General features: G+C 75.0%; 9 protein-coding genes. 3 read left to right on the forward strand and 6 right to left on the reverse strand.

Annotation, left to right across the window (positions count from 1 at the left end; all coding sequences use genetic code 11):
• Positions 1–94 precede the first annotated feature (94 nt).
• Entirely contained in the window at positions 95–1252 is a 1158-nt protein-coding gene (locus OC439_RS06860; RefSeq protein ID WP_262012695.1) for a sensor histidine kinase, read from the forward strand.
• Positions 1249–1917, forward strand: coding sequence for a response regulator (locus tag OC439_RS06865; RefSeq protein WP_262012696.1), 669 nt, complete (start codon positions 1249–1251; stop codon positions 1915–1917). The genes OC439_RS06860 and OC439_RS06865 overlap by 4 nt, the downstream gene beginning before the upstream one ends.
• Before the next feature lie 165 nt (positions 1918–2082).
• Here the strand turns inward: OC439_RS06865 and OC439_RS06870 are convergent, their stop codons facing one another.
• From OC439_RS06870 to OC439_RS06895, 6 genes are all read right to left on the reverse strand, one after another.
• Positions 2083–13872 (reverse strand): non-ribosomal peptide synthetase/type I polyketide synthase, encoded by an 11790-nt coding sequence (locus tag OC439_RS06870; RefSeq protein WP_262012697.1) that lies wholly within the window; start codon positions 13870–13872, stop codon positions 2083–2085.
• Positions 13865–14206, reverse strand: a complete 342-nt coding sequence (locus OC439_RS06875; RefSeq protein ID WP_262012698.1) for an acyl carrier protein — start codon at positions 14204–14206, stop codon at positions 13865–13867. The genes OC439_RS06870 and OC439_RS06875 overlap by 8 nt, the downstream gene beginning before the upstream one ends.
• 148 nt (positions 14207–14354) lie before the next feature.
• Entirely contained in the window at positions 14355–15068 is a 714-nt protein-coding gene (locus tag OC439_RS06880) for a thioesterase domain-containing protein (RefSeq protein WP_262012699.1), read from the reverse strand.
• Positions 14992–18027: an AMP-binding protein gene (locus OC439_RS06885; protein ID WP_262012700.1), complete on the reverse strand. Its 3036-nt coding sequence runs from the start codon at positions 18025–18027 to the stop codon at positions 14992–14994. The genes OC439_RS06880 and OC439_RS06885 overlap by 77 nt, the downstream gene beginning before the upstream one ends.
• Positions 18024–19763 carry a non-ribosomal peptide synthetase gene (locus OC439_RS06890; protein ID WP_262012701.1) on the reverse strand — a complete coding sequence of 580 codons (1740 nt, stop codon included), beginning with the start codon at positions 19761–19763 and terminating at the stop codon, positions 18024–18026. The genes OC439_RS06885 and OC439_RS06890 overlap by 4 nt, the downstream gene beginning before the upstream one ends.
• A gap of 258 nt (positions 19764–20021) precedes the next feature.
• Entirely contained in the window at positions 20022–20786 is a 765-nt protein-coding gene (locus tag OC439_RS06895) for a FadR/GntR family transcriptional regulator (RefSeq protein ID WP_262012702.1), read from the reverse strand.
• Positions 20787–20970: 184 nt separating this feature from the next.
• Between OC439_RS06895 and OC439_RS06900 the strand changes: the two genes are divergently transcribed.
• The gene (locus OC439_RS06900) at positions 20971–22209 is read left to right on the forward strand and encodes an ABC transporter substrate-binding protein (protein WP_083664864.1); all 1239 of its coding nucleotides are present in this window, start codon (positions 20971–20973) and stop codon (positions 22207–22209) included.
• Positions 22210–22225: the final 16 nt, after the last annotated feature.

The raw sequence follows: 22225 nt of genomic DNA on the forward strand, positions 1-22225 counted from the left end.
GAGGCGGAGGGCCGGAATCGCCGGTACGTCGTCCTCCGGGATGACCGCCCGCAGGTGGACGCGGCGGACCCGGCCGGCCGATACCGTCGTGCGGGTGACCGCTCCCCTGCTGACCCGGCGGCTGCGGCCGGTGGACCTGTACGTCGTGGACGCCGTGCTCGCCGTGGCGGTCGGCGGGCTGCTCTGCCCGTACGCGGCCCTGGAGTCGCCGCTGCACGGTGGCGTACGCGAGCCGCTCTGGGTGTCCGTGCTCGTCGGGATGTCTCTCGGGCTGCCGTTGGCCGTCCGGCGACGGTGGCCGGTCCCCGTTTCTGTCATGATCAGCGGCAGCACCGCAGCAGCCCTGGTCACCGGCGTGATCCCCAACTTCGCCGCCGCCGCGCCGGCGGTCGCCGTCGGTCTGTCCTTCTACACGGTGGGCGCGTCGACGGCCACCCGCCGGTCGCTGCTCAGTGCCACCGGTTGTCTCGCTCTGGTGAGCGTCGCGCTGGCGCTGACCGCTGGTGATCTCTGGTCGCGGACCGGTGCCGTCGTCTACGCCGCCGTCATGATCGCTCCTGCCTGGGTGATCGGCTGGTTGGTCCGTGAGCGCCGCGCCCTCGCCGCCCGGCAGGGCGAGCATGTGGTCCGGCAAGCCGTCGCCGAGGAGCGGTTACGGGTGGCGAGGGAGCTGCACGACGTGGTCGCCCACACCTTGAGCCTCATCGTGGTGAAGGCGGCAGTCGCCAATCACGTCGCCGAGACCGATCCCCGCGAGGCGGGGGCCGCGCTACGGGTGATCGAGGAGACCGGCCGCAACGCGCTGACCGATGTACGCCGGGTGCTCGGGGTACTGCGCGAGGACACCCCGTACGCCCCGGCGCCCGGGCTGGACGAGTTGCCCGTGCTCGCCCGGCAGGCGGCGATCGGTGGTGTGGACGTTCGGCTCGACGTACGGCGGGAGGAACCGGCCGGCGCGGTGCCGGAGTCGGTGGGACTGACGGTCTACCGGATCGTGCAGGAGGCGGTGACCAACGTGGTGAAACACGCGGCGCCGGCGGCCTGCCGGGCGACGGTGACCGTCACGCCTCGCGAGGTCCGGGTCGAGGTGACCGACGACGGCCGCCGGCCTGTGCTGCCCGGCGGGGAGGGGCACGGGCTGATCGGCATGCGGGAACGGGTGACGTCGCACGGAGGCGAGTTCCACGCCGGGCCGTGCTCCGGCGGCGGCTACGCGGTGACGGCGAGTGTGCCCTACCGGGTGGCCGCGTGATCCGGGTGCTGATCGCCGACGACCAGGCGCTGCTGCGCGGCAGTTTCCGGCTGTTGGTCGATTCCACCCCGGGCCTCACCACTGTCGGCGAGGCGGGCACCGGCGTGGAGGCTGTGGCGCTGGCCGCCGAGCACCGGCCGGACGTGGTGCTGATGGACGTGCGGATGCCGGAGATGGACGGCATCGAGGCGACCCGGCGGATCTGCGGCGAACCCGCCACCGCCGGCACCCGGGTCGTCATCCTGACCACGTTCGACCTGGACGAGTACGTCTACGGGGCACTGCGGGCCGGAGCCAGCGGGTTCCTGCTCAAGGACACCCCGCCGGCGGAACTGCTGGCCGGCATCCGGGTGGTGGCCGCCGGTGAGGGGCTGCTCGCGCCGACGGTGACCCGCCGGCTCATCGACGAGTTCGCCCGTCGGCCCGAGCCGGCCCGGCCGCTGCCACGACGGCTGGACGGGGTGACCGAGCGGGAACGGGAAGTGCTCACGCTGATCGGCCGGGGCCTGTCCAACGCGGAGTTGGCCGGGCACCTCGGTCTCAGCCTGGCCACCGTGAAGACGCACGTCGGGCGGTTGCTGACCAAACTGGCGGTACGTGATCGGGCGCAACTGGTCATCGTCGCCTATGAAACGGGCTTGGTCGGACCGGGCGGCCTGCGCTGAGACCGGGTGGCCTGCGCTGAGAGCGTCGCCCCTCCGGGGAAGAGACACCAGGCGTGCCTGGCGACGCGGACGCTCCGACCGGAGGCACGGGGACGCGAAGCCCTCGACGCCCTCGGCCGGCGGGGACGGGGCCCGGCCGGTGCCGGCCGGGCCCCGGTGCGCGGGTCAGCCGTGGCCGGTGCCGGCCAGTTCGGCCAGCCGGCGGTCGGCCTCGTCCTGGATGCGATCCTTGTCCGCCACGATGACCGTTCCCGGGTCGGCGTCGGGCAGCTCGTCCTCCAGCCGCCGGATCGGCCGGTACGACCAGCCGACGGCGGCCAGCAGCAGGCTGCACAGGCCGGCGGCCACCGCGGTGAGCGCGATGCCCCGTCCAGGGCCGTGGCCGACCAGGACGGCTGCCAGGTCGGCGACCGGCCCGGTGCCGGAGACCAGAGGGGTGAAGACCCGCTCGGCCAGCGGTGCGGCGGTGAGGAAGCCGACCGGGACCATCAGCCAGGTGAGCATCAGGTTGGTGGCGAGCACCCGCCCCTGCAGCTCCAGCCCGACCTTGGCCTGCACCAGCGCCAGCAGATGGGTGTTTACCAGCGCCGACGTCAGGCCGAGACCGAACAGGCCGATGGCCGGGAAGACCGGGTTCGGCCGCAGCCCCGCCACGATCATCGCCACGCCCAGCAGCAGGATTCCGACAAGCACCCCGGTGGTACGCCGCGACGTGCCGCCCCACACCCCCATCAGCACGCTGCCCAGCAGCATGCCGATACCGCTGGCGGCGAGCACCATGCCGAGCACCGACGGGTCGCCGAGGGCGAGGGTCAGCGGGGTGGCCAGCACCTCCACCACGGCGAAGAAGTAGTTCAGCGCCGCGGCGAGCAGGATCAGCGAGAGCAGGCCGTGCCGCCGGGAGACGAACCGCCAGCCGCCGAGCAGCTCCCGGCCGAAGGACTCCTCACGGCGCTTGAACATGGTCGCCGGGAAGCGTACGGAGAGCGTGATGCCCACCGCGACCAGGAAGCTCACCAGGTCGATCAGGACCACCCCGCGCAGCCCGACGGCGACCACCAGCGCGCCGCCGAGCAGCGGGGCGAGGACGGTGCCGGTGGCGCTGCCCAGCGACACGATGCCGTTGGCCCGGCCGTAGTACCGCTTCGGCACCAGCTGGGTCACCGCCGCCAGGTACGCGGGTTGCTGGAAGGCGTTGGCGACGGCGCTGACAGTGACCGCGGCGAAGACGTGCCAGATCTGCAACCGGTCCAGCCAGAGCAGTCCGGCCAGGGTGACCGTGCCGGTGGCGGCGAGGCAGTCCGCGCCGATCATGACCAGCCGCCGGTCGAACCGGTCGGCCACCGCCCCGGCCACCGGGGCGAGCACCGCCGCCGGCAGCAGCGCCAGCATCGCGGCCAGCGCGAACCAGGAGATCGAGCCGGTGCGCTGGTAGACCCAGAGCGACACGGCGAAGTTGGTCAGGCCGGTGCCGACCAGGGAGATCAGCTGCCCGAAGGCGACCAGGAGGAAGGTGCGCAGGTCACCCCGTCCCGGGCCGGCCGGGGCCGCCCGCCCGTCCCGGGGTGGCGGCGTCGCAGGTCGTGCCCGGCCTGGGGGCGCCGTCGCCGACCCGGCCGCCACCGGGACAGCCGGCTCGACCGAGGTGGCCGGCGCGGCCTCGGGCTCGGGCTCGGGCTCGGGCTCGGGCTCGGGCTCGGGCTCGGGCTCGGTGAGGATGATGTCGGCCAGCTCGCCGGCCTGGTGCTTCTGGAAGTAGTGGCCGGCACCGTCGATGGTGCGCAGGGAGACGTCGTCGGCGAAGTAGGTCCACTCCCGGTAGCGCTCCTCGTACAGCTCGGTGGTGCGGTCGCCGGTGCCCACCACGCAGACGATCGGCGCGGCGAGGCGGCGGGCGGGCGGGTCGGCGTAGACGTCGGTGTAGTAGTCCTCGCCGATGCGGGTGTCGCTGAGGAAGACGCCCATCAGGAAGTCCTTCTCCCGCTGGTCCAGCACGTCGGTGAAGAAGCCCATGGCGCGCAGCATCTCCAGCGCGTGCCGCTTCGAGGTCCACCGCTCCATCGGGAAGACCCGGCGGAACCAGCGGGCCGCCCGGCCGGGCAGCCGGGGTGCCGGAAAGTGGCCGCCGACCACCAGCCGGCGCAGGTCCACCCCGGCCTCCTCCAGCCGCCGGGCCAGCTCGACCGCGATCGCGCCACCGATGCAGTGCCCGTAGACGATGACCGGCCCGGTGATCCGTTCGGTCACCTCGGCCACGCAACGGTCGACCAGCTCGTCCAGCGGGGGCGTCGGCTCGTCGGCCCGGTTCACGTCGTGCCCGGGGCGTTGCAGCGCGTAGAGCGCGACGTGGTCGGGCAGGGCCGCCGCGAGCTGCTGGAAGGTGACCGCGCCGGCCCCGGCGAACGGTACGCAGACCAGCGTCACCGCCGGCGGCGCCGACCGGGCCGGGGTCAGCTCGTGCAGCAGCCGCCGGGGCTGACCGGCGGTCGCCTCGGCGTTGCCGGTCAGGCCGCGGATGGTGGGGTGCCGGAACAGGTCGAGCACGCTGATCGGCGGGTCGATGCCGCTCAGCGCCCGGATCGCGGTGAACGAGTCGCCACCCAGGTCGAAGAAGTCGTCGTCGATGCCGACCCGGTCGTAGCCGAGCACCTCGGCCCACCGCTCGGCGAGGGCCTGCTGCACCGGGGTGGTCGGCTCGGCCGAGCCGACCACCCGCCCACCGCGTTCCGGCGCCGGCAGGGCGGCCCGGTCCAGCTTGCCGTTCGCGGTGAGCGGCAGCGCGTCCAGCAGCACGTACGCCGACGGGACCATGTAGTCCGGCAGCCACTCGCGCAGTGCCGCCCGCCAGCCCCCGGCGCCCGGGTCCTCCTCCCCCGGCCGCAGCGCCAGGTACGCCACCAGCGCCGGCTCGCCGTCGGTGTCGCGGACCAGCACCGCGCTCTCCCGTACCGCGGGGTGCCGTTGCAGGGCGGCCTCGATCTCGCCCAGCTCGATCCGGTAACCGCGCAGCTTCACCTGCGAGTCGTTGCGACCGAGGAACTCGATGCGCCCGTCGGGGCGGAACCGGGCCAGGTCGCCGGTGCGGTACATCCGGGCACCGGGCTGCTCGGCGTACGGGTCGTCGAGGAACCGTTGCGCGGTGAGCTCCGGCTGGCCGAGGTAGTCGCGGGCCACGCCGGCGCCGCCGAGGTACAGCTCGCCGACCACGCCCACCGGGACCGGCCGCAGGGCGGCGTCGAGGACGTACGCCCGGGTGTTGGCGATCGGCCGGCCGATGGTGACGTCGACGTGCTCCGGGTCGATGGTCTCCATCGTGGACCAGATGGTGGCCTCGGTGGGTCCGTACACATTGACCAGCCGGGCCACCCGGGGCGCGAGGTCCCGGGCCAGCGGCTCGGGCAGCGCCTCCCCGCCGCAGAGCGCGGTCAGGCCGGGCATGCCCGGCCAGCCGGAGCCGAGGAGCAGCCGCCACGTCGCCGGGGTGGCCTGGAGCACCGTGGCCCGCTCGGCGGCGAGCAGCGCGGCCAGCGCGGTCGCGTCGTAGCCGACGTCCCGGCCGGCGATCACCACCCGTGCGCCCACCACCAGCGGCAGGAACAGCTCCAGCACCGAGATGTCGAAGGCGAAGGTGGTCAACGCGACCAGGGTGTCGTCCGGGCCCAGGCCGGGGTCGTCGGCCATCGCGAGCAGCAGGTTCACCACGCTGGCGTGGCTGACCCGGACCCCCTTGGGCCGGCCGGTGGAGCCGGAGGTGTAGAGCACGTAGGCCAGCTGCTGCGGGGTGGTGACCGGCTCCGGGGCGGTGGCCGGCTCGACGGCCAGCCCGGGGTCGTCGACCCGGAGCACCGGGCCGGCGAAGTCGGCGAACCGTCCGGCCAGCGCGGGCTCGGCGATCAGCACCCCGGCCCGGCTGTGCTCCAGCACGTAGCGCTGCCGGTCCAGCGGGTACGACGGGTCCAGCGGGACGTACGCGCCGCCGGCCTTGAGCACGGCGAGCAGCGCCACCAGCAGGTCGGCCGAGCGTTCCAGGCTGACCGCCACTGTGGCGTCCGGTTCGACGCCGACCCGGCGCAGCCGGTGCGCGAGCCGGTTGGCCCGCACGTCGAGTTCGGCGTAGCTGAGCGTGGTCCCCTCGAAGGTGACGGCCGGCCGCTGGGGACCACGGGCCACCTGGGCCCGGATCAGCTCGGCCAGGCCCACCGGGGGCAGCGGGCGGGCGGTGTCGTTCCAGTCGTGCAGCTGCCGCCGTCGCTCCGCCTCGGTGAGCAGCTCCAGCTCGGCCAGCCGGCGCGTCGGGTCGGCGACGAAGCCGGCCAGCAGGGTCTCCAGGTGGGCCAGCATCCGCGCCGCGGTGGCCTCGTCGAAGAGCGCGGTGTTGTACTCCAGACAGCAGAGCAGCCCGTCGGGGTTGTCGTACGCGTAGAGGGCCAGGTCGACCTGGGCGGTGCCGGAGTCGACGGGCAGCTGCTCGACCCGCAGGCCGGGCAGCTCAAGCCGCTGGTCGGGCAGGTTGAGCAGGTTGACCATCACCTGGAAGAGGGCGTTGCGGCTGAGGTCCCGGGGCACCTTGAGCGCGTCCACCACCCGCTCGAACGGCGCCTCCTGGTGCTCGTACGCCTCCAGCGCGGTGCGCCGGGTCTCCTCCAGCAGCCGGGTGACGGTCCAGTCGCCGTCCAGGGTGGTGCGCAGCACGATGCTGTTGAGGAAGAAGCCGACCAGGGGTTCCAGCTCGGACCGGACCCGGCCGGCCACCGGGGAGCCGACGCAGACGTCGGGCTGGCCGGTGTAGCGGAACAGCAGGGTCTGCACCGCGGCCAGCAGGGTCATGTAGAGGGTGGCGTTGTGCTCCCGGCCGAGCCGGCGCAGCCGCTCGGTCAGGTCCACCGGCAGGGTCAGCCGGGCGACCGCGCCGTCGAAGGTCTGCACCGGCGGGCGGGGCCGGTCCGTCGGCAGGTCCAGCGCGGTCGGCGCCCCGGCCAGCCGCCGCGTCCAGTACGCCAGATCGTCCGCACCGCTCGCGGCCCGGTCCCGCTGCCAGCGGGCGTAGTCGGCGTACCGCACGGGCAGCTCGGGCAGGGGCGACGGCCGGCCGGCCAGGAACGCGGGGTACAGGGCGCCCAGCTCGGCCCGGATGACGCCGAGCGACCAGCCGTCGGAGACGATGTGGTGCATGGTCAGGCAGAGCAGGTGCCGCCGGGGGCCGGTACGGAACAGCACGGCCCGGAGCAGCGGCCCGGCGGCGAGGTCGAACGGCCGGCGGGCCTCGGCCACCACGGCCACCCGTTCCCGCTCGGCGAGCGCGGCATCGCCGGCCTCCTCGCCCGCCCGGCCGCCGACCGGTGCGGGGTCCGGGCCGGTCAGGTCCACCACCGCCGGGGCGACGCGTTCGGCGGGGAGCACCAGCTGCACCGGGTCGCCGCCGTCGGGACCGGGGCGGAAGACGGTACGCAGCGCGTCGTGCCGGCGGACCAGCTCGGTCAGCGCGTCGGTGAGCACTGTGACGTCCAGCTCGCCGTGCAGCCGCAGACCGGTGGCCACGGCGTACGCGACCTGGTCGTGGACCTGCTCCAGGAACCACAGCCGGCGCTGCCCCGAGGAGACCGGCGCCGGCCCGTCGTCGTCGACGCGCGGGATCGGGGTGGCCGCCGGCACCGGGGCGTCCGGCAGGGCGGCGGCGATGCCGGCTGCGGTGGGCCGGGCGAAGACCGCGTCGATCGGCAGCGCCACGCCGAGCTGGGTGTGCAGCCGGGCCACCAGCTGGGTGGCGAGCAGCGAGTGCCCGCCCAGGTCGAAGAAGCTGTCGTGCACGCCGACCGGGGCGATGCCGAGCAACTCCTCGACGATCGCGGTGACCTGCCGTTCGGCGTCGTCGCGCGGCGCCTGGTAGGCGATGCTCAGCGCCGGCCGGTTCCCGGCCTGCGGGGTGCCCGCGTCGTCGGCCGGCCCGACCGCCTCCGGCAGGACGGCGGCGCCGGTGACCGGCGGTGCCGACGGCCCGGAGGCCGGGCGGTCGATCCAGTGCCGGGTCCGCTCGAACGGGTAGGTGGGCAGCGGCACCCGGCGCCGGTAGGCGTCGCCGTGGAACGCCGCCTGGTCGATCCGGACGCCGGCCAGCCAGAGCCGCCCGATTCCGTCCAGTGCGGTGAGCAGGTCGTCGGCGTCGGCCTTCGGGTGCCGCATCAGCTGCACCACCTGGCCGGGTCGGGCACCGGCCTGGCGGACCAGGCCGCCGAGGGTGTGCCCGGGCCCGGCCTCGGCGACCACCAGGTCCTGGTCGACCAGCCACGCCGCGCAGTCGGCGAAACGGACCGTGCGGCGCAGGTGCCGCACCCAGTGCTCGGGGTCGGTGGCCTCGGCGTCGGTGACCGGCGCACCGGTCACGTTGGACAGGTACGGCAGTCGCGGCGTGCGGTACCGGACCTGCCGCGCCTCGGTGCGGAACTCGTCGAGCACCGGTTCCAGCAGCGGCGAGTGGTAGCCACGGTCGGCCCGCAGCCGGCGGCACTCCACCCCGTCGCGGCGCAGCCGCTCCTCGGCCCGGTCGACGGCGGCGGGACGGCCGGCCAGTACGCAGAGCCCGGGCCCGTTGACGGCGGCCAGACCGAGATCGTCGCCGAGCAGCCCGGCCAGTTCGGCCTCCGGCAGTGACACGGCCAGCATCGCGCCGGTTTCGGTGCGGCCGGAGAGGCGGCTACGGGCGCAGACCAGCCGCAGCGCGTCGGCGACGTCGAAGACGCCGGCCAGGCAGGCCGCGACGTACTCGCCGAGGCTGTGTCCGGCCAGCACGTCGGGGCGTACGCCCCGGTCGATCAGGGTGCGGCCGAGGGCGTAGCCGGTGACGAAGAGCGCGGTCTGGAAGACGGTCGGGTCGGCGAGGGCCCGCTCGGCGTCGGCCCGTTCGGCGGGGTCGGGCAGCAGCACCGGGCGCAGGTCCACCCCGTACCGCTCGCGCAGCAGGTCGGTGCACTCGTCGACCACGGCCCGGTAGCCGGGGTCCGCCGCGTACAGGCCGGCGCCCATGCCGACGTGTTCGGGGCCGTGGCCGGGGAAGACGAACGCCAGCCGGCGGTCGCGCCGGTCGGCGTGCGCGGTGGGCAGCCGCTCCGGAGCGGCCAGGCCGTCGAGGGCGTCGGCGACGTCCGCGCAGACCAGGGTCCGCCGGTGCGGCATCGGCTGCCGGCGGGCCAGGCCGGCGGCGACGTCCGCCAACGGCAGATCGGGGTACGCGGCCAGGTGCTCCCGCAGCCGTGCGGTGGCCCGGTCCAGGGCGGCCGGCGTACGCGCGGAGAGCAGCAGCAGCCGCGGGCCCGGCGCCGTCGGTGCGGCCGGCGGGGCGGGCCGGGCCGGGGGCTCCTCCAGCACCACGTGGGCGTTGGTGCCGCCCATTCCGAAGGAGCTGACCCCGGCGCGGCGGGGTCCCCGGTCGGCCGGCCAGTCGCGGCTGGTGCCGAGGAGCCGGAACGGGCCGGTGGCCAGCTCCAGGGCCGGGTTGGGCCGGGTGACGTTGACCGCCGGGGGCAGGGTGCGGTGGCGCAGCGCCAGCACCGCCTTGATCAGGCCGGCGACGCCGGCCGCCGCGTCGGTGTGGCCGATGTTGGCCTTCACCGAGCCGAGCGCGCAGAACTGCCGGTCGTCGGTGCCCCGCCGGAACGCCTCGGTCAGCGCGGCCACCTCGATCGGGTCGCCGAGCAGGGTGCCGGTACCGTGCGCCTCCAGCAGGCCGATGTCGCGGGGGTGCACGCCGGCGTCGGCGAGCGCCCGGGTGACCACCTCGACCTGACCGGCCACCCCGGGCGCGGAGTAACCGGCCCGGCGGGCGCCGTCGTTGTTTGTGGCGGAGCCGCGGATCACCGCGTGGATCTCGTCGCCGTCGGCGAGCGCGTCGGCCAGCCGGCGCAGCACCACCACCCCGGCGCCGCTGGAGGCGATGGTGCCGCGGGCGTCGGCGTCGAAGGGCCGGCAGTGCCCGTCGGGTGAGAAGAGCCCGTCGGAGTGCAGGTAGCCCTGGCGCTGGGCCGGGAAGACGGTGACGCCACCGGCCAGGGCCAGGTCGCACTCGCCGGCCAGCAGGCTGCGCCGGGCCATGTGCACGGCGACCAGTGAGGTGGAGCAGGCCGTGCTGACGCTGACGCTGGGCCCGGTCAGATTCAGCTGGTACGACGCCCGGCTGGCCAGGAAGTCCTTGTCGTTGCTGACCGCGAGCTGGTACTCGCCGACCGCGCGGACCACGTCCGGGTTGCTGCGCAGGTGCTCCAGCAGATAGGTGGTGCGTCCGGAGCCGGCGAAGAGGCCGACCGGCCCGGCGAAGTTCTCCGGGTCGTGCCCGGCCCGTTCGAGGGCCTCCCAGGCGATCTCGAGCAGCAGCCGGTGCTGCGGGTCGAGGACCTGCGCCTCGCGCGGGGTGAAGCCGAAGAAGGCGGCGTCGAAGCGGTCGATGTCGGCCAGCTCGGTACCCCGGCGAACGTACGCGGGGTCGTGGACCAGCGCCGGGTCGGCTCCGGCGGCGAGCAGTTCCTCGGTGCTGAACTCGCGGACCGCTTCGATGCCGTCGCGGATGGTGCGCCAGTACTCCTCCGGAGTGGTCGCGCCGGGGAAGCGCAGCGCCATGCCGACCACGGCGACCGCGTCGCCGGGCACGCCGGTGCGGGCCGGGGCCCGGCGGGTCGGCGCGGGCTCGACGTCGGCGGCGAGGAACCGGGCCAGCGCGGCCACAGTGGTGTGTCGGAACAGGTCGGTCACGGTGGCCACGTCGCCGAGCCGCTCGACGAGCCGGGTGTGCACCGCGAGCAGCTTCATCGAGTGCCCACCGAGGTGGAAGAAGTTGTCCCCGGCGTCGATCCGGTCGACCCCGAGCACCTCCCGCCACACGTCGGTCACCAGCCGCTCGGCCTCGGCGAGACCGAGCGCGGCACCGCCGGTCGGCGCACCTGCCGCCTGCTCCACGGTGGCCGGTCGCGAGCCGGCTGCCGCCGGTTGCCCGATGGCCGGCGGCGAGCCGTCCTCCGGGGCGGGCAGGGCGGCCTCGTCGAGCTTGCCGTTGCCGGTCAGCGGCAACGCGGCGACGCCGACGAACGCGGCGGGAACCATCCAGGCGGGCAGCTCCGCCGCCAGCGCCGTACGCAGCGCCGCCGCGTCCACCACCCCGGTCAGGTAGGCCACCAGCCGCGGATCGTCCGGGTCGTCGTGGCGCAGTACGGCAGCCACGTCGGCGTCCGGCCGCGCCCGGCGCAGCGCCGCCTCGATCTCGCCCCGCTCGATCCGGTAGCCCCGCAGCTTCACCTGCCCGTCGCGGCGGCCCAGGTACTCCAGGATCCCGTCGGGCCGGTAGCGGACCAGGTCACCGGTGCGGTAGAGCCGACCGGTGCCGTACGGGTCGGGCACGAAGCGTTCGGCGGTGAGGCCGGGCCGGCCGAGGTAGCCACGGGCCACGCCGGCCCCGCCGACGTACAGCTCCCCGGTGACGCCGACCGGGACCGGAGCACCGCGGTCGTCGAGCACGTACCGCGTGGTGCCGGCGATCGGCCGGCCGATCGGCACGTTGCCGGTGCCCGGGTCGTCCGGGCCGACCTCGTACACCACGCAGCCGACCACCGTCTCGGTCGGGCCGTACTCGTTGAACAGCCGGGTGGCGCGCGCGTGCTGCCGCCACAAGGTCAGCTGGTCGGCGCGCAGGTTCTCGCCGCCGATGACGAGGCAGCGGGTGCGGCCCGCCGCGGCGGCCGGGCCGAGCTGCCGGCTGACCAGCTCCAACTGGGTGGGCGTGAGCTTGACCAGGGCGTACGGGGTGGTCCGGGCGCGCAGCGCCTCGCCGAGCCCCTGCGGACCGGCGTCGGCACCGATCAGCTCGACGGTGGCGCCGGCGACCAGCGGCACCAGCAGGCTGGTGACGGTCAGGTCGAAGCCGACGGACGAGTGCGTCGGCACCACGTCACCCACCCCGACCCGGTACGCCGCCGCGGCCCAGCGCAGATAGTTCACCACCCCGCGGTGGGTGACCTGGACACCCTTGGGACGGCCGGTGGAGCCGGAGGTGTGGATGACGTACGCCAGGTCGTCCGGGCCGGGCCGGGTGGTGGTGCCGTCCCCGGCCGAGCCGGTGTCGGTGGTGGTGCCGTCCGCCGCCAGCTCGACCACGGCGGCACCGGTGGACGGCAGCAGGTGACGCAGCTCGGCGCGGGTGAGCACCACCGGGGCGGCGGCGTCGTCCAGCAGGTGACGCAGCCGGGCGGCCGGGTTGGCCGGATCCAACGGCAGGTACGCCGCGCCGGCCTTGAGCACACCGAGCAGCGCGACGGGCAGCGTCACGTCCCGGTCGAGCAGCACGCCGACCAGGTCACCGACGCCGATGCGGTGCCCGCGCAGCACGGCGGCCAGCGCCTCGGCGCGGCGGTCCAGCTCCCGGTAGGTCAGCGCGTGCCGGCCGTCGGTGGCGGCCACCGCCTCCGGTACGGCCCGGGCCCGCCGCTCGATCAGCGCGTGCACCACCGTCGAAGGCGCGGCGTCGGTGCCGGTGTCGTTCCAGTCGACGAGGATCCGGTCCCGCTCGGCGTCGCTGAGCAGGCGGGCGTCACGCACCCGGGTCGCCGGGTCGGCGAGCAGGTCGCCCAGCAGGACGCGGAACTGGTCGGCGATCCGGTCCACGGTGGCCGTGTCGAGCAGGTCGGTCCGGTACTCCAGCAGCACCTCCGAGCCGCTCCCGGCGGGGCGTACGGCCACTGTGAGATCGAACTTCGCGGTCCGGGTGGGCAGCTCGACGGCTTCGGCCGCCACCCCGTCCAGGCGCAGCGGTGCCGGGGCGTCGGCCTGCACGAACATGACCTGGAACAGCGGGCTCCCGGCGGGGTGCCGGGGCGGCCGTACCGCTTCGACGACCCGGTCGAAGGGCAGCTCCCGGTGATCCTGGGCGGCCAGCACCGCGGCACGTACCCGGCCCAGCACCGTCTCGAAGGAGGGGCCGTCGCCGAGGTCGGTGCGGACGACGACGGTGTTGACGAGGAGCCCGACCAGCGGTGCGGTCTCCGGGCGGTCCCGGTTCGCCACGGGCGTGCCCACCGCCACGTCGTACCGGCCGGTGAGGCGGGCCAGCAGCACCTGGAAGGCGCCGAGCAGCACCATGTAGGGGGTGACCCGCAGCCGACCGCAGAGCTCCCGCAGTGCCTCGGGCGGCACGTCGAGCGGGTGCCGGCGCAGCGCCCCGGCGCGCGACGGCGTGGCCGGGCCGGGCCGGGCGCCGGGCAGCTGCACCGGCGGTGGCGGGTCGGCGAGCCGCTGCCGCCAGAACTCCACGTCGGCGGCCGCGTCCGGCCCGCCCAGCCGGCGTCGCTGCCAGGCGGCGTAGTCGCCGTACGACACCGGCAGCGGGTCCAGCGCGGCGGGCCGGGAGTCCCGGGCGGCGGCGTACAGCTCGGCGAGCTCGGCGGTGACGATGCCCAGCGACCATTCGTCCACCGCGGCGTGGTGGAAGGTCAGCGCGAGCACGTGGGTGGCGTCGTCCAGCCGGAACAGGGTGGCCCGCAGCAGCGGGCCGCGGGCCAGGTCGATCGGGGTGGCCGCCTCGGCGGCGAGGTGGCCGGTCAGCTCGGCCTCCCGGCCGGCCCGGGCCAGCCCGGTCAGGTCCACGGTGCGCAGCAGCCCGGCCGGCGGTTCGGCGACCACCGGGACCACCTGCTCCCCGGCGTCGTGCAGCGTGGTGCGCAGCGGCTCGTGCCGGGCCACCAGCGCGTCCAGCGCGGCGGTCAGGGCCGGCACGTCGAGCGGGCCGCGCAGCCGCCAGGCCACCGGGGCCAGGTAGGCGGCGTCGCCCGGGGCGGCCCGCTCGAGCAGCCACATCTGCCGCTGCGCGGCGGAGGCCACCGGCTCCCCGCTGCCGGCGGTGATGCTGTCCGGGTCAGCGGCCCGACCGGCCCGCAGCGCCGCGAGCAGGGCGGCCCGGCGGGGCGGGAGCAGATCAGTCACGGTGCGCCCCGAGCATCGCCTCGGCTTCGTCGTCCGAGCAGGTCAGCAACCGCAGGTACGTCTCGGCGGCGGCGTCCGCGTCGGGTCCGTGCGCGGCTCGCAGCGCGGCCACGAACTCACCGAGCACCGGGTGCTCGAACACGGCGCTCAGCGGCACCCGTACGCCCAGCGCGACGCGTAGCTGTGCGGCCATCCGCGCGGCGTCCAGCGAGGTGCCGCCCGCCGCGAAGAAGTCGGCCGGCTCCGCCGGCCCGCCGGGCAGCACCGCACTCCACGCGGCGGCCACCACCTCGTGCAGGGCGTCGCCGCGCCCGGCCGGATCCTGCGTGCTCATTCGTCCCCCAGGTGAATTGCCCAGCATCGGTCCGGCGTGGGCGACGGTGCGCGGTGTCCCCCGTGCGTGGTGCTTTTCGCGAATCCGCCGCCGGCCGGGTGGTCGTCGACCCGCGTCGGCGGTGTGGTCGCCGGCCGGGCCGCGGTCGTCAGCCCGAACCGGCGGCCGGCTCGGCGGCCAGCGCGTCCAGGGCGGCCCGCTCGTCGGCCAGTTCGGCATGCGGGCAGGGCAGCCGCGCGTCCGCGCGGTACGCGGCGTCGAGCAGGAACCACAGCCAGGCCCGGTACCGTCCGGCGATCTCGTCGGCAGCGGCGGCCGACTCCTCGGACGGGAAGCCCTGCTCGGCGACGAAGGTGCGGGCCTGGCCGGTCAGCTCGGCGCCCCACCTGGCGGCGAGGGCCGTCGGGTCGCCGTCGCCGGGCGGGTCGTCGGCGACCGGGGTGGCCCGGCCCAGCTTGCCGAGCAGGGCGGCGTACTCGGCGCGCGCGGTGGCCACTGTGGGCCGCGCGGCGGCGACCAGCAGCACCCGCCGCGGGGTGGCGCCGGCGTCGGCCAGGGCGCGGGCGACGTGCCGAGCCAGCGGCGCGGCGCTGCAGTACCCGAGGACGGTCACCGGTGCCCCGCCGGGCCGGCGCCGCAGCAGTTCCTCGGCGCAGGCCCGGGCGAGCGCCGGGTGGTCCAGCGGCGTACCGGCGCGTTCCAGCGTGGTCACCGGGTCGAACCGCCAGACCGACCGGTCCGGGTCGGCGGCCGCGAGGGCGGCGGCCAGCCCGGGGCCGGCGGAGTCACCGGAGAACTCGACCGTCAGCAGCGAATCGGTCGGTCCCTGGCTGACCTGCCGCAGCGCGAGCGTGGCTGACATCTGGTTCCCCCTGGACGTGAGCTTCGAGCTGGTCCGTGACGTCGGTGGCGAGCGCGGCGGTGGCGGCGGCGTCCAGCAGCCGGCCGTCGCTCTCGACGAGCACGGTGAGGGTGCCGTCGGCGTGCTGGCGCAGGGTCAGGCAGACCGGGAAGCGGTTCACCGGCCGGTGCAGCTCCCGGCGCCGCCAGCGCAGCGCCCCGGTGACGAGATCCGGTTCCGCCACCGAATCGAGGTAGAACGCCGGGAAGTCGCCCGGCCGGGTGCCGGTGCCGCGGAGCACTTCGCGTGCGACGGCGGTGAACGGGGCCTGCTCGGCGACGGCTCGGCGCAGCTCCCGGCGAACCCGGGTGAGGGTCTCCGGCCAGCCGTCGTGCAGGTCGTCGGCGCGCAGCAGCACGCTGTTCACCGCGTACCCGGCGACGGCGAACTCGTCGGCGTCCTCCCGGGTGGCGCTGGCGCAGCCGAGAACCACGCTGTCGGGTCCGCACAGCGCGCCCAGCGCCCGGGCGTACGCCGCCGCGGTCAGCTCGGTGACGGTCCCGCCGCCGGCGGCCAGCAGCGCCCCGGCGGTCACCCCGACGGCCCGTTCCCGCACCGTACGGTCGCCTGTGCGGCGGGGTGCGGGCACCGGGACGTCGCGGATCCGGGCGACGGCGGCGTCGACGGCGGCCCGGCCGGACGGCGTGGCGATCCGGGCGGCCCGGCGCCGCGCCAGGTCGCAGACCGTGGCCGGTGCGGGCGACGGCGACCAGGCCGGGTCGGTCCAGGTCCGGTCGAGGTCGTCGAGCAGCAGCCGCACCGACCAGGCGTCCACCACCAGGTGGTGCCAGACCAGCAGCAGCTCGGTACGCGGGCCGGCGTGCAGCACCGTGGCCCGTAGCAGCGGCTCGGCGGCGGTGTCGAAGGGCCGGTACGCCCGCGCCGCCACCGCCGCGTCGAGGGCCGCGCCGTCGGGCAGCTCGACCAGCTCCACCGGTGGGTCGTGCCGGTAGAGGACCAGTTCCGGCAGCCCGTCGGCCGAGTCCAGTCCCGCGCCGAAGGCCGGGTGGCCGGCGATCGCCCGGCGCAGCGCGTCGACCAGCCGACGGTGGTCGACCGGGTCGTCGGTGCCGAAGCAGACCGGCTCGACGTACAGGGGCGAGCCGGGCTGCATCTCGTCGTGCAGCCAGAGGCCCAGCTGCTCGTCGGTGAGGGGTGCGCGGCGGGCACCGGTGGACCGCTCGTCCCCGGCCGGCGTGGTGCCGGGACCGGCGGCGGCGATCCGGCCGGCGAGCGCCGCCACGGAGGGCGCCTGGAGAATGTCGGCGCCGGTCAGCGGCACCCCGGTGCGTTCACGCAGCCAGGCGGCGGCGCGGGCGGCGGCGAGCGAGGTGCCGCCCAGGGAGACGAAGTCGTCGCCGTCGCGGATGTCGGCGACCGGAAGCACCCGCCGCCAGGCCGTCCGCACCAGGTCGGAGTCGTCCTCGGTGGTCGTGGCCACGGGCAGCGGCAGGGCGGCCAGGTGGTCGTGGTCGTACTTGCCGTGCGGGGTCAGCGGCAGCTCGGGCAGGAGCGTCACGACAGCGGGCACCGCGTGGCCGGGCAGCCGCCGCGCGGCGTGCTCGCGGACCGTCCGCTCGGTCAGCTCCGCGCCGGGCGTGGGGACGACGTACGCGGCGACCACCTGTCCCAGCCCGTCGACGGTCCGCCCGCCCACCACCACGTCGTGTACGCCGGGCAGCTCGCCCAGCACCGCCTCCACCTCGGCCGGTTCGATCCGGAAGCCGCGTACCTTGAGTTGCCGGTCCACCCGGCCGAGGAAGAGCAGGTTGCCGTCGGGCAGGGCACGGACCAGGTCCCCGGTGGCGTAGCCGGGCTCGCCGTCGGCCATCGGCATGAACGGGGACGGCCCGGCGGGCGGGCGAAGGTAGCCCCGGGCAACCGCAGCGCCCGAGACGACCAGCTCCCCGGCACCGGTGGTGGCGTACGTGCCGTCGGTGCGGCGCAGGTGGATCCGGGTGCCCCGGACCGGGGTGCCGATCGGGGTCCGCTCCCCCGGCACGGCGCCGTCGCGCGGCACCACGTATCGGGTGCAGCAGACGGTCGCCTCGGCCGGCCCGTACCCGTTGACCACGTTCAGCTCGGGGCGGCTGCGGGCGATGTCCTCGAGCAGGGTGCGCGGGATCGGCTCGACGCCGACCAGAAGCCGGCGCAGCCCGGCCAGGGCCGCGGGGTCGGCGCGCAGCAGCGCCAGCAGGTCGGGCAGGAAGGCCGGTGGCACGTACCCGCTGTGCGCCCCCGAGCGGTCGAGGAAGGCGGCCAGCGCGGCGCCGTCGTGCCGGGCCGCCTCGGGCACCACCACCAGCGTCCCGCCGCGGTGCAGCGGAGCGAAGCACTCCCAGACCGCCACGTCGAAGGAGGGGCGGGTCCACCAGGTGCCGACCGGCGACCGCGGCACCGGCGCCAACTCGTCCAGGTCGGCCAGGAGGTTGCCCAGATTCCGGTGCTCCACCTGCACCGCCTTGGGCGTGCCGGTCGAGCCGGAGGTGTGCACCACGTACGCCACGTCGGTCGGCTCGCCGGTGTCGTCCAGCGACGCGACCGGCCGCAGCGCGACGGCGTCGGCTGCCAGATGGCGACGGTGCGGGCCGGCGGGGTCGTCACCGGTGACCAGGCGCGGGTCGGCCGCGGCGAGCAGGGTGGCGATCCGGGCCGCCGGCTGGCGTGGGTCCAGCGGCACGTACGCGGCACGCAGCGCGAAGGCGGCGAGCGCCGCGGCGACGGCGTGCGCGCCCGGCTCCCGGAGCACCGCGACCCGGTCCCCGGCGGTCACCCCGTGTTCGCGGTAGCCGGTGAGGTAGCGACCGGCGAGGGCGAGCAGGCCGGCCCAGCTGAGGGTGGCGTCGTCGGCCCGTACTGCGGTGCGCTCCGGATGGTGTGCGGCGGCGGCGAGGACGGCGGCGAGGAGGGTGCCGCTCACCGCGTGGCTCCCATCCGGTCCGGGTCCAGGGCCTCGACGGCGCGCAGGTAGTCGGCGAACCGGCGGTGCTCGTAGAGCAGGGCCGCCCGGACGTCGAGTCCCGAGCCGCGTCGCACCTCGGCGCTGAACCGGACCGCCAGCAGGGAGTCCCCGCCCGCGCCGAAGAAGTCGTCGTCCGGTTCGGCCGCGCGGCCCAGCACCGCCTGCCAGGCAGCGGCCACAGTGGACGCGACCGTACCGTCCTCGGCCTGCGGCGCCGTCGGCACGTCGTCCGTGGCGCTGTCCCGCAGGGCCCGGCGGTCGAGTTTGCCGTTGACGGTCAGTGGCAGCTCGGGCCGGACCTCGACCAGGTGCGGCACCATCGACGCCGGCAGCCGCTCGCGCAGCCCGGCCCGTACGGCGTCCGCGTCGACCGGGCCGACCACCCAGGCGGCGAGGACCGCCTCACCGGCCCGGTCCAGCACGTCGGCTACGGCCTGGGTCACCCCGGGCACCGCGAGCAGCGCGAACTCCACCTCACGCAACTCGATCCGGTTGCCTCTGATCTTGACCTGCCCGTCGCTACGCCCGACGAAGTGCAGCTGCCCGGTGCCGTCGGAGCGGCACAGGTCTCCGGTGCGGTAGTGGCGTCCGCCCGGAGTGGAGCGGAAGACGGCTGCAGTGCTCTCCGGCGCGTTGCGGTAGCCGCGGGCCAGCAGCGGCCCGGCGACGAGCAACTCATCTCCGCCGTCGACGGGGGCGAGGCTGAGCCGGGCGCCGGCGACGGGCCGGCCGATCGGGGGCGGCCCGGTGCGCTCGACGTGCCGGCGCAGGTCGTCGGTGGCGGTGACCAGGATGGTCGCCTCGGTCGGGCCGTACAGGTTGTGCACCGCCGCGCCGAAGTCCGCCGGCGGCCACACCCGCAGCCGGTCACCGCCGGTGGCGAGACTGCGCAGCCGGCCGGTGGGCGGGTCCGCGCGGAGCAGCTGTTCGGCCAGCGGGGTGGCGAGGAAGGCGTGGTCGGCCCGGCGCAGGACGTCGACGATCCGCTCCGGTTCGCGCAGCACCGTCTCGTCGGCGAGCAGCACCGTCGCACCGTGCGACAGCGGCGCCCAGAGGTCGAGCAGGCTGGCGTCGAAGGCCAGGCCGGCGAAGGCTGCGGTGCGCACGCCGGGACCGAGGCGGAAGAACTCGCCGTACCAGTCGAGGACGGCGCGCAGCGACCCGTGTTCGACTTCGACCTGGCGCGGCCGGCCGGTGGAGCCGGAGGTGGAGACCAGGTACGCGAGCCGCGTCGGGTCGTCCGGCGGCGTCAGCAGTTCCCCGCCTGGTTCGGTCGCTCGGGACCGGACGACGGTGAGTTCCGGCGGCAGCCGGTCGGCCAGGTCGTCGGCCGCGACGGCCAGCCGGCAGTCCGCCTCGGCGAGCACCTGGGCGATCCGGGCGGCCGGCAGGGCCGGGTCGAGCGGCAGGAAGGCGGCCCCGGCCAGCCAGGTTGCGAACTGGGCCACCGGTGCCGCCGAGGTGCGCGGCTGCAGCACGGCGACCACCGGTTCCGCCCCGGTCAACCGCGGTCGCAGGACCGCCGCCAGCTCCCGGGCGGCGGTGACCAGCCGGCCGTACGTCATGGTCCCGTGCCGGTCGGTCAGCGCCGGCCGGTCGGGGTCCTCCTCGGCGCGGCGCAGTACGGCGGCGGGAACGGTGGCGGGGTGGTCCGCCTCGGCAGGGTGGCCGCCGGGCAGGACGGGCGGGGTCACGACGGAAGCTCCAGAGGTACGCGGCGACGATGCCGCGCGAGGGGGCAACAGGTGTTACGCGCCTCATGGTTGCATCGCTGTCGATGTCATACCTCCACCGACAGGGACGATCAGGAATGCGTTCGCCCCGAATACAATGCACGGCCGCCTATTGACGGCGGACCCGCTCCACGCCGTTACCCCGGGGTAGAACGCCGCTGACGCCCCGCCACCGCACGTCCGCGCTCCACCAGGCCAGCGGGGTGGGCGAGCGACCGATCAGCTCGATCGCACGGGCTCGGCGGTCCGCTCCCAGAGGGAACGCATCTCCTCGAACGCCTGCTCCATGAGCTGCACCATCGCCAGCCGGGCGCGCTCGCCCTCGTGCCGCTGGATCGCCTGGGCCACCTCGGCGTGCAGGCGCAGCGCCTCCTCGTGCGGATGGTGCGGCATGAGGTGGTGCTTGTGCCGGCCGGTCAGCACCTCGGCGACCAGGTCCTGCAGCCGGACGAACATCTCGTTGCCGGAGGCGAGCAGCACCCGGCGGTGGAACTCGATGTCCAGGCGCAGGAAGCGCTCCTCGTCGCCGGCCTTGCCGGCGGCCCACATCTTCGCCGCCAGGCCGACGAGGTCGCTGGCCTCGTCGTGACCGGCCCGGTCGGCGGCCAGCAGGGCGGCGTGCGGCTCGATGGCGGTGCGCAGCTCGGTGATGGACCGGAGCTGGGCGAGCCGGCTGGCCGAGGCCAGCCGCCACCGGATCACCTGCGGATCGAAGACGTTCCAGTCGTGCGCGGACCGGATCGTCACCCCGACCCGTCGGCGGGTCTCGATGAACCCGATCGACGCCAGGACACGCAGCACCTCGCGCACCACCGAGCGGGAGACCTCGTACCGGTCGACCAGGTCGTCGATGTTGAGGACCGCCCCGGGGGCGAACTCTCCGCCGCAGATGGCGGTGCCGAGGTGCTCGAGGACGCGGGCGTGCAGCCCGACCTCGGGCGGAGCGGGCTGGGTGCCGACGCCCCCGGAGGAGTGCGATTCCACGCTAAGGATCATATCAGTTCGGTCAACCCCTTGAATAAATCAGCTTTTTCGACCTAGCATCCCGTGGTTAAGCGGACGTTACAGCGTTGTGGCGCTCTTCCCCCGGGGCGGCGACCACGAGAAATGGAGAGATGACGTGCAACGTCGATCGATAATCGGTACGTCTCTGGCCGTGGTGGTCGCCATGGGCTTGGCCGCGTGCGGCGGTGGAGAGGACAGCGGCGGGTCGAAGACCGTGCGCGTGACGCTGGTGAACCACGTCTGGACGGAGAACGTCAAGAAGGCGCTGCCGGAGTTCGAGAAGCAGACGGGCCTGAAGGTCGAGGTCACCCAGCTCGGTGAGGACCAGCTGTCCGATCAGTACAACGTCAAGCTGAACGCGGGATCCAGCGACCTCGACGTGATGATGTACCGGCCCCTGCAGGAGGGCAAGCAGTTCGGCAAGAACAAGTACCTGGCCGACCTGACCGAGCGGTCCAAGTCGGACAGTGCCTTCGACTTCAGCGACTTCCAGGCCGCCCCGGTGCAGGCCACCACGTACGACGACAAGGTGGTCGGCGTGCCGATCATCACCGAGTCGGAGGTGCTGTACTACCGCAAGGACCTGCTGAAGAAGTCCGGCTTCGACGCCCCGCCGAAGAGCCTGGACGAGCTCAAGGCGCAGGCCGCGAAGGTCGAGGCCGACAACCCGGGCGTCGCGGGCTTCGTCTCCCGCACCGGCAAGGCCGCCGCCGTCACCCAGTTCTCCAGCTTCCTGTTCAGCTTCGGCGGTGACTTCGTCGACGCCAACGGCAAGGCCGCGGTCAACACCGAACAGGCCAAGCAGGCGTACGCCTACTACGGCGGGCTGCTGCGCGAGCACGGCCCGAACAACGTCAGCACCGACATGAGCTGGTCCGAGGCCATGGCGATCTTCACCCAGGGCAAGGCGGCCTTCTACACCGAGGCCAACTCGCTCTACAAGAACGCCACCGACCCGGCCAAGTCGAAGGTCTCCGACACCGTCGGCTTCGCGCCCTTCCCGGCCGGCCCGGCCGGCTCGAAGCCCTACAACATCCCGTCCTGGGCGCTGGGCATCAACGACCAGTCGAAGAACAAGGACAACGCCTGGAAGTTCATCCAGTGGGCGGCCGGCAAGGAGCAGTCGCTGGCGCAGCAGGAGGCCGGCGTCCCCGGCGCACGCGCCTCGGTCTGGGCCAACCCGCAGGCAATCGCCACCTACCCGAAGGACCTCGCCGAGGCCACCACGGCCAGCACCGCCAACGGCGTCGGTCACGACCGCCCGCTGGTCGTGAAGGTCGCCCAGGCGCGCGAGATCGTCGGCCAGCCGATCGTCGACGCGATCACCGGCAAGGACCCGGCCGCCTCGGCGGACGCGGCGAACGAGGCGTTCCAGAAGTTCCTCGACGACGAGGCGAAGTAACCCGACCGCGGGACGG

This window comes from Micromonospora sp. Mcm103, from assembly GCF_024519755.1.
Classification (GTDB): Bacteria; Actinomycetota; Actinomycetes; order Mycobacteriales; family Micromonosporaceae; genus Micromonospora; species Micromonospora aurantiaca.

What these genes read in the sequence shown, in the direction of transcription:
- OC439_RS06880 (WP_262012699.1), bottom strand. Translation starts at nt 15,068, where the DNA reads ATGTCAGCCACGCTCGCGCTGCGGCAGGTCAGCCAGGGACCGACCGAT.
- OC439_RS06875 (WP_262012698.1), bottom strand. Translation starts at nt 14,206, where the DNA reads ATGAGCACGCAGGATCCGGCCGGGCGCGGCGACGCCCTGCACGAGGTG.
- OC439_RS06900 (WP_083664864.1), top strand. Translation starts at nt 20,971, where the DNA reads ATGGGCTTGGCCGCGTGCGGCGGTGGAGAGGACAGCGGCGGGTCGAAG.